The 13,109-nt window shown below is 75.1% G+C and carries 11 protein-coding genes; 8 read left to right on the plus strand and 3 right to left on the minus strand.

What is annotated here, in order from left to right; genetic code table 11:
• Nucleotides 1-2 precede the first annotated feature (2 nt).
• The 3 genes from HNR68_RS07175 to HNR68_RS07185 all read left to right on the plus strand — a co-directional run bounded on the left by HNR68_RS07175 (nt 3) and on the right by HNR68_RS07185 (nt 3,754).
• Nucleotides 3-1,592 (plus strand): TNT domain-containing protein, encoded by a 1,590-nt coding sequence (locus HNR68_RS07175; protein WP_179718843.1) that lies wholly within the window; start codon nt 3-5, stop codon nt 1,590-1,592.
• On the plus strand, nt 1,589-1,894 hold the full coding sequence (locus tag HNR68_RS07180) for a hypothetical protein (protein WP_179718845.1): 306 nt from the start codon (nt 1,589-1,591) through the stop codon (nt 1,892-1,894). Before HNR68_RS07175 ends, HNR68_RS07180 begins: the two co-directional genes overlap by 4 nt.
• A 72-nt stretch (nt 1,895-1,966) precedes the next feature.
• Nucleotides 1,967-3,754, plus strand: coding sequence for a DUF2339 domain-containing protein (locus HNR68_RS07185; RefSeq protein ID WP_179718847.1), 1,788 nt, complete (start codon nt 1,967-1,969; stop codon nt 3,752-3,754).
• A gap of 164 nt (nt 3,755-3,918) precedes the next feature.
• Here HNR68_RS07185 and hisN read toward each other — a convergent pair whose 3' ends face one another.
• Nucleotides 3,919-4,692: a histidinol-phosphatase gene (gene hisN / locus HNR68_RS07190; protein WP_179718849.1), complete on the minus strand. Its 774-nt coding sequence runs from the start codon at nt 4,690-4,692 to the stop codon at nt 3,919-3,921.
• Nucleotides 4,693-4,795: 103 nt separating this feature from the next.
• Between hisN and HNR68_RS07195 the strand changes: the two genes are divergently transcribed.
• Nucleotides 4,796-5,470, plus strand: a complete 675-nt coding sequence (locus HNR68_RS07195) for a response regulator (protein WP_179718851.1) — start codon at nt 4,796-4,798, stop codon at nt 5,468-5,470.
• A 6-nt stretch (nt 5,471-5,476) separates the two neighbouring features.
• Nucleotides 5,477-6,751 carry an ATP-binding protein gene (locus HNR68_RS07200; protein ID WP_179718853.1) on the plus strand — a complete coding sequence of 425 codons (1,275 nt, stop codon included), beginning with the start codon at nt 5,477-5,479 and terminating at the stop codon, nt 6,749-6,751.
• A gap of 5 nt (nt 6,752-6,756) precedes the next feature.
• Here HNR68_RS07200 and HNR68_RS07205 read toward each other — a convergent pair whose 3' ends face one another.
• Nucleotides 6,757-7,284, minus strand: coding sequence for a GtrA family protein (locus HNR68_RS07205; protein WP_179718855.1), 528 nt, complete (start codon nt 7,282-7,284; stop codon nt 6,757-6,759).
• A 63-nt stretch (nt 7,285-7,347) separates the two neighbouring features.
• Nucleotides 7,348-9,696: a sigma-70 family RNA polymerase sigma factor gene (locus HNR68_RS27120; RefSeq protein ID WP_343049983.1), complete on the minus strand. Its 2,349-nt coding sequence runs from the start codon at nt 9,694-9,696 to the stop codon at nt 7,348-7,350.
• Nucleotides 9,697-9,880: 184 nt separating this feature from the next.
• Between HNR68_RS27120 and HNR68_RS07215 the strand changes: the two genes are divergently transcribed.
• The 3 genes from HNR68_RS07215 (at nt 9,881) to purE (ending at nt 12,500) form a co-directional block, all read left to right on the plus strand.
• Nucleotides 9,881-10,684 carry a hypothetical protein gene (locus tag HNR68_RS07215; RefSeq protein WP_179724732.1) on the plus strand — a complete coding sequence of 268 codons (804 nt, stop codon included), beginning with the start codon at nt 9,881-9,883 and terminating at the stop codon, nt 10,682-10,684.
• A 91-nt stretch (nt 10,685-10,775) separates the two neighbouring features.
• Nucleotides 10,776-11,960, plus strand: a complete 1,185-nt coding sequence (locus tag HNR68_RS07220) for a 5-(carboxyamino)imidazole ribonucleotide synthase (protein WP_179718857.1) — start codon at nt 10,776-10,778, stop codon at nt 11,958-11,960.
• Between the two features lie 51 nt (nt 11,961-12,011).
• Nucleotides 12,012-12,500 (plus strand): 5-(carboxyamino)imidazole ribonucleotide mutase, encoded by a 489-nt coding sequence (purE, locus tag HNR68_RS07225; protein ID WP_179724734.1) that lies wholly within the window; start codon nt 12,012-12,014, stop codon nt 12,498-12,500.
• Nucleotides 12,501-13,109 lie beyond the last annotated feature (609 nt).

Below are 13,109 nucleotides of genomic sequence, written 5' to 3' on the forward strand. Positions count from 1 at the left end.
CCATGGGTGGTTCCCGCAACGACCCCGGGCAGCCGGGCGAGCGCGCGAGCGGACAGGACCCGGACAGCGGCGCGCGCCCCGTTCCGTCCACAGAGGACGCCGCGGGCGGTGCCGCCGTCGACGACGCGGGGACCCGTCCGGGTGCCGCCGGTGGCCTCGCGGAAGATGGTGGCAGCGCGGCGGAACAGGTCGGCCGCGGGACGGTCGGGGGTGTGGCAGCAGGTGCGCAGGACAGCGTCGCGGAGGCGGTCCAGCCCGCCGGGTGGCAGGCGGACGCCGAGCACACCGGTCCGGTCCGGGTCGACCCCGGTGCCGTCGACGCCGGCACCGGCCCGGTCCCGATGAGCACCACCCGGCCGGACTGGGCGGCCGGCGACGACCCCGCCTCGACCACCGCACCGCACCAGGTGCCGTCCGCGTGGGCGGCGCAGCAGCCGGTGCCGCCGAGCCCGCCCGCTCGGCGACCCGGGCCACCGGCGGCCCCGCCGGGCGCGAGCGGCCGCTTCGCGGCGCCCAGCGGTCCGGTGCCGCAGCCGCCCGGTCGGCCGCCGGTGCGGCCGCCGCGGAGCGGTCCCGTCCCGGCCCCGCCGCGAGCGCCACATCCGCAGCAGGTCGTCCCGCCGGTCCAGCACCGGGCGCAGCGCTCCCCGCTGCGCCCGCTCGCGGCGCCACCGCAGCCGCCCGCCCCGCCGCACGCGGGCGAGCCCGCGCGGCGGCCGCTGCGGCAGGGTGGCCGCAACGCCGACGTCGTGGCGTTCGTGCTGCACCAGTTCCCGATCGGCCACATGCCGGTCGCGGCCGACCGGGCGAGCAGGCAGCTGCCGCCGGTGGCCGACGACCGGCAGGGAGAGGACTTCCCGCCGCAGGACCACCCGGAGTCGCACCTGGTGGACGACGGCGACGCGGTGCAGCGGGCGCGCTCCGCCGAGGTCTACGCGGCGGCGCGGCGCGAGCGCGAGGAGCGCGACGAGCCGCAGCCGGTGCCCGAGGAGCTCGTCGCCGAGCACGACCCGCTGGGCGAGCACAGCGAGCTGGAGTGGGAGCGCCTGTTCGTGGCCCGCGAGGGCGAGCACGTGTGGCCCCCGTCCGACGAGCACCCGGAAGGCGGGGTGGGACCGGCGGAACCGGTCGTGCTGGAGCCGGACACCGTGCTCGACTGCGTGGGCGACGGCACCGGGCGCGTCCTGTTCCCGGTGGGCACGCCCTTCCCGCAGCGCTCGCTGCCCCCGTCGCACGCCGAACGGGAGTACCGCCGGTACCGGGTGATGCGCCGGCTGCCGGTGTGGCGGTCGGTGACCGCACCGTGGTTCGCCCAGCCCGGCGGCGGTGTCCGCTACCGCGCGACCTACTCGGTCGACGAGCTGGTCGGGCTCGGGCACCTCGTCGAACTGACCGGGGCCCGGGAGGTCGCCGAAGCCGTGACCGTGCGGATCGAGCGCGCCGCCGCTGCGGGCGAGGAGCAGGTCGCCGCGGCCGGGACGGAGCGGATCGTCCGCGGCACGGTCGAGGAGCCGCGCGAGACGGTGCCCCTGGCGCGGGACGCCGGGACGGACGGCGACGGGCAGGATCGTGGGCAGGAGGCCGAGAGGTGAACACCGAGTCCGTGCTGGGCTGGCTGCAGGCCATGGGCGTGCCGGAGGAGCTCGTGTCGATCGGGGCGGAGGCCGACGACGCGTGGTGCCTGGTGCGCGACGAGCGCGACGGCACCCCGGCGTGGGAGGTCTTCTGGCGGGAGCAGGGCAACCGCTACGACTGGGCGCGGTTCAGCAACGAGCAGGTCGCGTGCTTCTACCTGTTCGGCCGGCTCACCTGGACGCAGGCGCTGCGCGGCGTGGTCGGCCCGGTCGACGTCGCTGCCACGCCGCCGGGAGGCACGCCCGCGCAGCGGCCCTGATGCCCGCCTGTGATCGCAACTGAGTAGTGCTACGGATGCCCTGGCCGGGTCGGGTCCCCGACGGTGGGGGACATGCCCGAACCGCCGCACGGTGACACGCTCCAGCTGGTGGCCGGGGAGCTGCACGCCATCGGCCAGCGGCTGACCTACCTCGGCAGCCTGGTGCAGGCGCAGGCCGCGGCGCAGACCGTCGCCGCGCCGGCTCCCGGCGCAGCGCAGGCGCCCAACGCCCCGCAGGTGCCCAGCGCCCCGCCGCCGCAGCAGCCCGCGGCCGCGGCCCAGCCCTACCCGGGGCTCGCACCGCAGCCCGCCCGCCCGCGCCGCCTCGGTGCGAGCCTGGAGCCGAGCCGGGTGCTCGCCTGGGGCGGTGCCGGGGTGACCCTGCTCGGCGTGGTGTTCCTGCTGGTCCTGGCCGTGCAGCAGGACTGGCTGGGGCCCGCGGCGCGGGTCGCGGGCGGCGCGGTGCTCGCCGCGCTGCTGGTCGCCGCGGGCTGGTGGATGCACCGCCGCTCGCGCGGCGAGGCGACCGGCGACGCCGGGCGCATCGCCGCGTACGCGCTCGCCACGACCGGGTTCGCGGCGCTGTTCCTCGACGTGGTCGCGGCGACCACGCTGCACGGGTTCGTGTCCGCCCCGGCGGGCCTGGGCACCGGGCTGCTGGTCAGCGTCGCCGGGCTGGCGCTCGCCGACCGCTGGCGGGCGCGGCCGCTGGCGCTGGGCGTGGTGCTCAGCTCGGCGGTCTGCGCGCCGCTGATCACCCAGCTGCCCGACGCACTGCTGGTCGGCTTCCTCGTCCTGCTGCAGGTCGCGGCGGCACCGGTGCAGGTCCGTCGGGGCTGGCCCTCGCTCGCGCTGGCCGCGGGGGTTCCCGTGGTGCTGGCGGCCCTGGTGGCGACGGCCTGGGGCTCGGCCTTCCACGACCCGGTGCTCGTGGTCGCGGTGAGCCTGGCCGTGCTGGTGGGCGTGGTGATCGCCGCGATCACCGCGGGCGCCCGCCCGGAGGCGGACCGGACCGCGATCGGCCTGCTCGTCGCCGCACCGACCCCGGCTTTCCTGGCCGGTCCGCTGCTGCTGGAGGCCCCGGCCGCGGGGTTGCTCGGTGCGGGCACCACCGCGCTGCTGCTGGCGATCTGGGCGGTGGCCCGGTTCGTCCCGGCGTTCCGCGGGTGGCTGTCGCACCGGTTCACCACGGCGGTCGGCGCGATGGCGGCGATCGCGGCGGGGCAGACCACGGTGACCGCGGTGGACTCCACGAGCTGGGCCACGGCGCTGCTGTGCGAGGCGCTGGTGCTGGGCGTCGGTGCGTTCCTGCTGCGCAGCACGGGCGTGCTGCTCGGCGCGAGCTGCTACGCGGCGTTCGGGTTCCTGCTCGCGCTCGCCGGCGAGGCACCGCTCACCGCGCTGCTCTGGCACGGCGACGCCCCCGGTGTCCCGGGCCTGCTGTGCGGTCTGCTCCTGGTGGCCGCGGCGGTCCTGCTGCCCGCTGCGGCCGTCCGGGTCGGGGAGGTCCCGACGTCGCCGCTGCTGTGGTCGGCGACCGGGCTCGTCCTGCTGCACGGGGCGGCGAGCGCCACGATGGCGGCCTGCCTGCTGGTGGCCGACACCCGCGACGGCTTCCTCACCGCCCACATCCTGATCACGCTGAGCTGGGTGGTCGCGGCGATCGCGCTGCTGCTGCGCGGGGTCCGCCACAAGCACCTGCGCGTCGCGGGCCTGGTGCTCATCGCGGCGTCCCTGGCCAAGCTGCTGCTGTTCGACCTCGCCACCCTCGACGGCGTGGCCCGGGTGGTCGCCTTCCTCTGCGCGGGCCTCATCCTCCTCGCAGCAGGCTCCCGCTACGCCCGCCTCCTCAAGGCCTGACGGCCAGCCCACCGACCTCGACGTGCCGAGGTGACGGGCTGTTCACCCGCGCACCCGACTCCCCCACCGCGCAGTCCCGGTCTCCTCCGCGCGCTGCGGTCTCCCGTCCTGGCGCGACTCCGGTGGGGGTCGGACACCTGACCTCCACCGGAACCACGGGCGGGTCAGCGCTGCAGCAGGGACAACGCGGCGGCGTGCAGGTGCGGGTTGGCCGACAGGGCGCTGCCGCCGTCGTAGCGCGGGGCGCCGGTCAGGTCGGTGAAGGTGCCGCCCGCCTCCGTCACCAGGACCTGCGCCGCCGCCACGTCCCACGGGTTCACGATCGGCTCCGCCGCGATGTCGATGACGCCCTCGGCCACCAGGCAGTGCTGCCAGAAGTCGCCGAACGCCCGGTTCTCCCAGCAGGCGTCGACCAGCCGCAGGTAGGCCTCCCGCGAGTGGTGCTCCACCCACGTCCCGAGGTGCGTGGTCGACACGTAGGCGTCCCCCAGCTCGCGCACCCCGGACACCGAGATCCGCTCCGGCTCGCCCGACCCGCTGCGGCACCAGGCCCCCGCGCCGGTCGCGGCCCACCAGCGCTTGCCCAGCGCCGGGGCGCTCACCACGCCGACCTGCGGGCGACCCCCGTCCACCAGCGCGATCAGCGTCGCCCACACCGGGATGCCGCGCAGGAAGTTCTTCGTCCCGTCGATCGGGTCGAGCACCCACGCCCGGCCCGCTCCGGCCGAGCCGCCGCGCTCCTCCCCGGCGACGACGTCGTCCGGCCGGTGCTCGGCGAGCACCGCGCGCACGGCGTCCTCCACCGCGAGGTCGGCGTCGGTGACCGGGGTGCGGTCGGGCTTGCGGTCCACGTTCAGGTCGCGGGCCCGGAAGCGGTCGCCGGTGATGCCGTCGGCGACGTCCGCGAGGTGCAGGGCGAGGTCGAGATCGCTGGTCACGCCCGCACCCTAACCCGCTGCTCAGGGCCGTCGGCGGGCAGGCGGCGGCCGCTGTGGCCCACGACGCCGGACGCGATCATCGCGGCCCTCTAGTCTGGAGAACGTGAGCGTGGTGCTGCTGGCAGAAGACGACCCAGCCATTGCTGTGCCGCTGTCGAGGGCGCTGCAACGCGAGGGCTACACCGTCCAGGTGATCGAGGACGGACCCTCCACGCTGCGCGCCGCTGCCTCGGGCGGGATCGACCTGCTGGTCCTGGACCTCGGCCTGCCGGAGATGGACGGTTTGGAGGTGTGCCGCCGGCTGCGCGCGCAGGGCCGCGGCCTGCCGGTGCTGATGCTGACCGCCCGCACCGACGAGGTCGACTTCGTGGTCGGCCTCGACGCGGGCGCCGACGACTACGTGGCCAAACCGTTCCGGCTCGCCGAGCTCATGGCGCGCATCCGCGCCCTGCTGCGCCGCGGCGCCCCGGAGACGCTGGAGGCCTCCGGCGTCCGCCTCGACCTGACGGCCCGTCGGGTGCTGGTCGACGAGCACGAGGTGCAACTGGCCAACAAGGAGTACGAGCTGCTGCGCGTGCTCATGCAGCACGCCGGGCAGGTGGTGACCCGCGAGGAGATCCTCGAGGAGGTCTGGCCGGAGTCCGACCGCAAGGGCAGCAAGACGCTGGACATGCACATCTCCTGGCTGCGCCGCAAGCTCAGCGACAGCAACGGTCGGCTGGACGAGACCCGCATCGCCACGGTCCGCGGCGTCGGGTTCCGCTTCAACGCGGACTGACCAGCGATGCGCCGCCGGATCCTGCAGTCCACGCTGCTCGCCGTGGCGGTCACCGCGGTGGTGCTCGGCCTGCCGCTGGGGTTCAGCGCGCTCAAGCTCGTCCAGGACATCACCGTCAACGACCTGTCCACCCGCGCGCAGCAGATCGCGACGCTGCTCGACGAGCAGATCGCCGCGCAGCGCCCGGTGGACCTCAACGCGGCGCGGTTGGCGGTGCCCGACGGCGCGCGGCTGGTCGTGCGCACCCAGGCCCACGACTACTCCTACGGCCCCGACCCCGGCGAGGAACCGCTGGTGGAGAGCGTGCCGATGGTGCAGAGCGGCACGGTGACGATCGCCGCGCCGAGCGGCCCGGTGCGCACCCAGCAGATCCAGGTCGCGGGCCTGGTGCTGCTGCTCGTGGTGCTCTCCGCGGGCACCGGCATGATCGTGGCGTCGGTGACCGCGCGGCGCCTGTCCGACCCGCTCCGCCACGTCGCCGCCCGCGCGGCGCGGCTCGGCGCGGGCGACTTCCGGGCCGACCCGCGGCGCCACCAGGTGCCCGAGCTGGACCGGGTCGCGGACGCCCTGGACGCCTCCGGCGCCGCGCTGTCGCAGCTGGTCCAGCGGGAGCGGGAGCTGGTCGGCGACGTGTCGCACCAGCTGCGCAGCCGCCTCACCGCGCTGCACCTGCGGCTGGAAGCGCTCGCGGCCGTCGACGACCCGGAGGTGGCGGAGGAGGCGGGCGCCGCGCTGGAGCAGGCCGAACGCCTCTCCGGGGTCCTCGACGACCTGCTCGCCGCGGCCACCGCGGCCCGTGCGCGCGACGCCGCCCCCCTGGACATCTCGGCGTTGCTGACCGACGTGGCCGCCGAGTGGCGGGAACCGCTCAAGGCGGCGGGCCGGGCCCTGCGGGTGCGGGTGGAGCCGGAGCTGCTGGCCCGGGTCACGCCCACCCGGTTGCGCGAGACGATCGGCGTCCTGCTGGACAACGCGCTCCGGCACGGCGAGGGGACCGTGACCCTCGCGGCGCGGCAGAGCGGCGGCACCGTCGTGGTGGAGGTCAGCGACGCGGGCCCGGGTGTCCCGGACGAACTGGTGCCCTACGTGTTCGAGCGCGGTTTCTCCGGTCACGGCTCCACCGGCGTCGGCCTGGCGCTGGCCCGCGCCCTGGTGGAGGCCGACGGCGGCCGCCTCGAGCTCAGCCAGGCCCGGCCGGCGATGTTCGAGGTCTTCCTGCCGGTGGCCCGAGCGGACGACGTCCTCGGACTGCCCTGGAAACCGGAACCGACCCCGCGCTAGAGGCGTCAGCCGACGGGCTCGCGGTCGCGCTCCGGTGCGGGCTGCTGCGCGTGGTCGGTGGGGAACACCCACTTGCGGAACGCCCACCAGCGGAACGCCATGCCCAAAAGCAGGCCCACGACCTGCGCCGCGGTGAAGTCGGCGATCTCCTCCACGATCCGGCTGGTGTACGGGGTCTGCAGGTGCAGCAGGTACCGCGAGACCCACAGCGGTGCCGAGTACAGCCCGACCCCGATGGCGCTGATCGCGAAGTACAGCGTCGCCTCGGAGTGCCGCTGCCGCCCGCCCCGGGTGCGGAACGACCACTCCCGGTTGAGCACGTAGGACACCAGCGTCGCCACCAGCACCGCGATGATCTTCGACGTCACGGGCTTGTGCGACAGCACGCTGAGCTTGAGCGCGTAGAAGACCCCGGTGTCGATGAAGAACGTGATCGCGCCGACGGTGCCGAACTTCAGCAGCTCACGATGCCGGATCGCGAGTTCCCGGTACCGCTGCGGGATGCGCGCGAGCACCGAATCGACGACGGACACGGTGCCGAGTCTACGTAGGTGCGTCGCCCGAGCGCCGTGTGCGTCACGAACGTGAGGTCGGGTTCACCTGGGCTGCGGTCCCCCGTGTGGGCGCGCCGAGCTCGACGACGGCGGTGCGCTGGTGCTCGGCGGTGCCGAGCTGGTGGGCGGCGCGCTGCTGGTGGGCGGTGCCGTCGTGCTCGGCGGTGCGGTCGTCGTGGTCGGTGGTGCCGTCGTCGTGGTCGGCGCGCTGGTCGTGGGTGGCGCGCTCGTGCTCGGCGGTGCCGTGGTGGACGGCGGCGCGGGCGGCGTCGTGGTGACCGACGTCGGCCCGGGCGTCGTGCTCGGCGGCACCGTGGTGGGCGTCGGCGGCACCGTCGGCTCGGTGGTCGTGGTCGTCGGCACCGGCCACGGCCACCAGCAGTGCGGCGGACGCGCCGGGCCCTCGGCGGCGCCCGGCGGCCGGTGGTCCCACCCCGGCGGCCACCACGGCCACCACGGGCACTCCGGCGGGAACCACAGCCGCAGCGACACCAGCTCCTCATCGGTCGCCGCGCCGAGCCGGGCCGTCACCGGGACCGTCAGGTCCCGGGACAGCAGGTCGTCGAGCGGCCGGGACGCGTCCGCGGTCAGCCACAGCGAGCTGACCAGCGCGCCACCGGGCCGCAGCTCCGCGGCGCACCGCACCCGCCGCTGCTCGACCGCGCACCGCTGCGGCAGGGCCGTCACCTGCACGCCCTCCGGCAGCTCGGCGACGGTCTCGGCGAGCCCGCTGCTGGTCCCGGTGTTGCGGACCAGCAGGGTGATCCTGCTCTGCGTCCACGGCGCGTGCGACCAGCCCCAGGCCCGCAGGTCGACCTCGTCCACCGGGTCCGGCGGCCGGACCTCGACCGGCACCGCGTCCAGGTGCAGCTCGACCTCCGCACCGGCGGAGATGGTCGCGGTGATCGCCCCGCCGGCGGAGGCGCTGTCGGCGCGCACCCGGAAGTCGAAGGTGAACGCCTCGCCGGGCCGCAACCCGCGGTCGGTGGTGCACGAGACGGTGCTCGACCGGCTCTGGCAGCTCACCGCGGGCGAGCCGGGCGGCTGGGCGAGCACCAGCGACCTGCTCTGCGGGGCGGTCGGCGCGGGCTCGTCGGACATCGTGCCGGGCAGCTGCGCGGTGACGCCCTCCGGCAGGTCCAGCGTCGTGGTGACCGGGGCGGACTCGCCCGCACCGCTGTTGCTCACCGTGATCGGCAGCGCGGCCGGGTCCCCACCGGCGACCAGCTGCAACGGCTCACCGGGGCCGGCGACGTTGAGCACCGGCGTCGCCGCGGGCGGTTCCGGTGCGGGAGGTTCCGGCGCCGGGTTCGACGTCCGCGGCGGCTGCTGGGGCGCTGGGGGCTGCGGAGCTGGGGGCTGGGGCGCTGGGGACTGGGGTGCCGGCGGCTGCGCGACGGCCGGGGGCGGAGCGGACGCGACCGGCACGGGCTGCTCGGTCCCGGACGTCACGGCGATGGCGACCGCCGCGGCCAGCACCGCGGTCGCCGCCCCGGCGGTGACCGCCTGGCGCGGTCCGGAGCTCGCGGCACCGGCCGCCCCGGAGGCGCTGCCTGCGGCGACCGCCCCGGCGGCTGCCCCGCCGGAGGACGACGCGGCCAGGTAGCCGGTGGCGGCCGTCCCCAGCACCAGCGGCGCGATGATGCTCCGGAGCGCCCCGTTGACGTCGGCGAGCTCGGCGGCCAGCGCCCGGCACCGGTCGCACCCGTCGAGGTGCGCCTCGACCTGGGCGGTCTCCCGCTTGGACAGGCCGTTGCGGGTCCACGCGCCGAGCCGGTCCACCGTCGCCCGGCACTGCTGGTCCTCGGTGTCCAGCTGCCCGAGGTGCACCTGCAGGTACGCCTGCCGCAGGCCCTCCCGCGCGCGGTAGGCCAGCGCGGACACCCCGTTCGGCGTCAACCCGAGCAGCGGCGCGACCTGCGCGGGGGTCTGCCCCTCCACCTCGACGTGCCAGAGCACGGTCTGCCAGCGCTCGGGCAACCGGGCGAACGCCTGCGCGGCGAGCGTGCGCTCCAGCCCGGCGACCGCGGTGTCGGTGAACGGCACGCTGACGTCCGCGCCGGAGGCCTCTGCCACGTCGTCGGCGAGCTGCACCTTGCGCTCCCGGCGGGTGCGGTCGTAGGCGACGTGCCGCAGCGCGGTGAGCAGGTACGCGCGGAAGGCCGTGGTCGGGCCGCGCCCGTCGCGCAGCGCGTCGAGCACCTTGGCGAACGCCTCGGAGACCAGGTCATCGGCCTCGGCGGCGGACCTGGCGACCTGCCGGGCCATGGTGTAGGCGGCCCCGACGTGGCGTTCGTAGAGCTCCGCGTAGGCGGCGGACGAGCCGTTGCGGACCTCCTCCAGGAGCTCCCCGTCGCTGGGGCCCTGGACCTCCGCCGGGATCGCCGACACGCCGCACCTTCCTCGTCACGGGAGACACCGGATCTGCTGCCCTAGGGAGTCACGGCCGTGTCGACCATGACGCCGTTCGCCCGATTGTGATCGACATCCCACGACCGGCGCCATCCTGGCCACCGTCATGGGCGACTCGTTGCTCCGTCCCGATGACGAGGGGAACCGGAGGAGGGGTGTGACGATGCGGGAGTGGTCGCTCGACCGTGGTGCGGTGCACGCACAGGGCCGCGAACGGGCCCTGCGGTCTCGCTGGCGGACCGCCAGCCTCGCCGCGGGGTGGCCGTTCCCGAGCGATTGGGCGTCGGAGGCGGTGGACGCGGTGTGCGCGGCGGTCGTCGCCGAGGAAGACCTCGCGCACCCGCTGGCCGAGCTCGGCGCGGCGCGGGCGGAGGCCGGCGTGGGCCTGGCCGGCACGCTGCAGGACCTGGCGGCGTTGCACGCGGTCGCGACCGGCACGCACGACGGGCTGGTGTCGGCCGACCCGGACGCGGTGCCCACGGCGCTGGTGCGCCCCACCGCGCTGGGCTGGGCGGACGTGGTCGCGCGGCTGTCCGCCGGGCACGAGGTCGAGGACCCGCTGACCGGGCTGACCACGGCCGGCTACCTGCGCACCCGGCTGCACGAGGTGTACCGGGAGGCCGAGTCCGGGGGCAGGCCGGCGGGAGAGGACTTCACCCTGCTCGCGGTCTCGCTGGACGCCCCGGCGGACGGGTACCCGCGGATGATGGCCATGGTGCTGGTCGCGGACGTGCTGCGGACGGTGTTCGACGCGGGCGAGACCGCGTCCCTGCTGCGGTCGGCCACCGCTGCGGTGCTCACCCGGCGCGCCCCGCAGCTGCCGGCCCGCTGCCTGCGCGCCCGCCGCATGGTGGAGCGCCGGTTGGCGGCGGACACCGCGCTGCGCGCCTGCCGGGAGGCCCGCTTCGAACAGGTGCCGCTGCCGCCCGACCACCGCGCGGCGTGCGACCTGCTCGCGTCGCTGTGAGGCGCGCTCGAGGACGCCGGGGCCTGTGACCCGCATCGCGTTGGGCGGTCCCGGCGCAGGTGTGCGGCCCGCACCGCCTTACGCTGGCCGCGTGGACCACCGGAGCGGAACCCCAGTCGTCGGCATGGTCGGTGGCGGCCAGCTGGCGAGGATGACCCACCAGGCCGCGATCCCGCTGGGGCAGTCGCTGAAGGTGCTGGCGACCTCCGAGGACGACTCCGCAGCGCTCGTCGCGGCGAACGTGGAGATCGGCCACCACACCGACCTCGAGGCGCTGAAGCGCTTCGCCGAGGGCTGCGACGTGGTCACCTTCGACCACGAGCACGTCCCGGGCGAGCACCTGCGGGCCCTGGCCGCCGCCGGGGTGTCGGTGCAGCCCGGACCGGACGCGCTGCTGCACGCCCAGGACAAGCTCGTGATGCGCCGCAAGCTCGCCGAGCTCGACCTGCCGGTGCCGCCGTTCGCCGAGGTCACCGAGGTCGCCGACGTGCTCAAGTTCGGCGCCGAGCACGGGTGGCCGTGCGTGCTCAAGACCGCCCGCGGCGGGTACGACGGTCGCGGCGTGTGGACGCTCGACACCCCGGACGGCGCCGAGCGGACCGTCACCGAACTGCTGGAGAGCGGGGCGCCGCTGCTGGTCGAGCAGCGCGTGCCGCTGCGCCGCGAGCTCGCCGCGCTGGTCGCGCGCTCGCCGTTCGGGCAGGGCGCGGTCTGGCCGCTGGTCGAGACGGTGCAGCGGGACGGCATCTGCGTGGAGGTCCTGGCCCCGGCACCGGACGCCTCCGAGGGGCTCGTCGAGCAGGCCCAGCAGATCGCGCTGCGGATCGCCGAGTCCCTCGGCGTCACCGGCGTGCTCGCGGTCGAGCTGTTCGAGACCGACGACGGCCTGGTGGTCAACGAGCTGGCGATGCGCCCGCACAACTCCGGGCACTGGACGATCGAGGGCGCGCGGACCTCGCAGTTCGAGCAGCACCTGCGCGCGGTCCTGGACTACCCGCTGGGCACCACCGAGCTGACCGCGCCCGCGGTGGTCATGGCCAACCTGCTCGGCTCGCCGACCGAGCTGAAGATGAGCGTGGACGAGCGGCTGCACCACCTGTTCGCGCGGTTCCCGCACGCGAAGGTGCACCTGTACGGCAAGAGCGAACGGCCGGGTCGCAAGATCGGGCACGTCACCGTCCTCGGCGACCGCGTGGACGAGGTGCGGGAGCAGGCCCGGTTGGCGGCGCACTGGTTGTCGCGCGCCGAGTGGCCGGACGGCTACGAGATCCACTGACGGGAGAGAGGTCCGAGCGTGGCAGGCGAGAACCCGCTGGTCGGCGTGATCATGGGCAGCGACTCCGACTGGCCGGTGATGCAGGCGGCCGGGGACGCGCTCACCGAGTTCGACGTGCCCTACGAGGTGGGCGTCTACTCGGCGCACCGCACCCCGCAGCGGATGCTGGACTACGCCGCGGCCGCCGCCGACCGCGGCATCCGCGTGATCATCGCCGGGGCGGGCGGGGCCGCGCACCTGCCGGGCATGGTCGCCTCGGCGACGGTGCTGCCGGTGATCGGCGTCCCGGTTCCGCTCAAGCACCTCGACGGGATGGACTCGCTGCTGTCGATCGTGCAGATGCCGGCCGGTGTCCCGGTGGCCACGGTGTCGGTCGGGGGCGCGCGCAACGCGGGGCTGCTCGCGGTGCGGGTGCTCGCCGCCGACTCCGGTGAGCTCGGCGCTCGCCTGCGCGCGGACATGGCGACGTTCCAGGCGGACCTGGCGAGCATGGTGCTCGACAAGGACGCCGCCCTCCAGGAGAAGGCCGCGCGCTCCTGACCCACTCGTGCGGACGGACCCCGGGCTGGGGCCGGAGAACCCGGCTCCACCTGGGGTTCTCGCGTTGAGAGGGGGGTGGTGTTGATGGGGTGTTCGGGGGTCTGTAAAGTATTCCCCGTCAGCGCGACACGGGCCGGAGAGATCCGGAACGGGCCTGACAGCGGGGTTGCGAACCAAGCTCCTGCCTGTGGGTGGTAGAGTGGGCGCCCCGATCGGGAAACCGGGAAAGTTCCTCGTGGGTCGTGGTGCTCGCGGGTGGCTGGCTCGATTTCCCTCCCTCGAGATCTTTGAAATGATGCGCTTGCGCGTGTCGGAACTGAACAGGGTGCCGGTTCTTCGGTTCCGATCAGGGGGTGACCCCCCTGGAAGGGTGAAGATGAGGGCCTGTTAGAGTTCCAGACATCGCGAGAGCGGTAGAGGGAAATGCTCCCCGGAGCTTCACGGCGTTGGTTTGTCGTGGGTGATGGTGTGGGTGTGTTCTTTGAGAACTCAACAGCGGACTGTTTTGGTTAGTGTTCTTTGAATGCCCCTGGCCATGACTGTTGTGGTTGTGGTTGGTGGTTTCTTTGGGTATCACGCTCCGAGCCTTGTGGGTTTGTTGAGTGTGAC

This window comes from Saccharopolyspora hordei (assembly GCF_013410345.1).
GTDB classification, from domain to species: Bacteria; Actinomycetota; Actinomycetes; order Mycobacteriales; family Pseudonocardiaceae; genus Saccharopolyspora; species Saccharopolyspora hordei.

What these genes read in the sequence shown, in the direction of transcription:
- HNR68_RS07200 (WP_179718853.1), top strand. Translation starts at nt 5,477, where the DNA reads ATGCGCCGCCGGATCCTGCAGTCCACGCTGCTCGCCGTGGCGGTCACC.
- HNR68_RS07175 (WP_179718843.1), top strand. Translation starts at nt 3, where the DNA reads ATGGGTGGTTCCCGCAACGACCCCGGGCAGCCGGGCGAGCGCGCGAGC.
- HNR68_RS07215 (WP_179724732.1), top strand. Translation starts at nt 9,881, where the DNA reads ATGCGGGAGTGGTCGCTCGACCGTGGTGCGGTGCACGCACAGGGCCGC.
- HNR68_RS07185 (WP_179718847.1), top strand. Translation starts at nt 1,967, where the DNA reads ATGCCCGAACCGCCGCACGGTGACACGCTCCAGCTGGTGGCCGGGGAG.
- purE (WP_179724734.1), top strand. Translation starts at nt 12,012, where the DNA reads ATGGGCAGCGACTCCGACTGGCCGGTGATGCAGGCGGCCGGGGACGCG.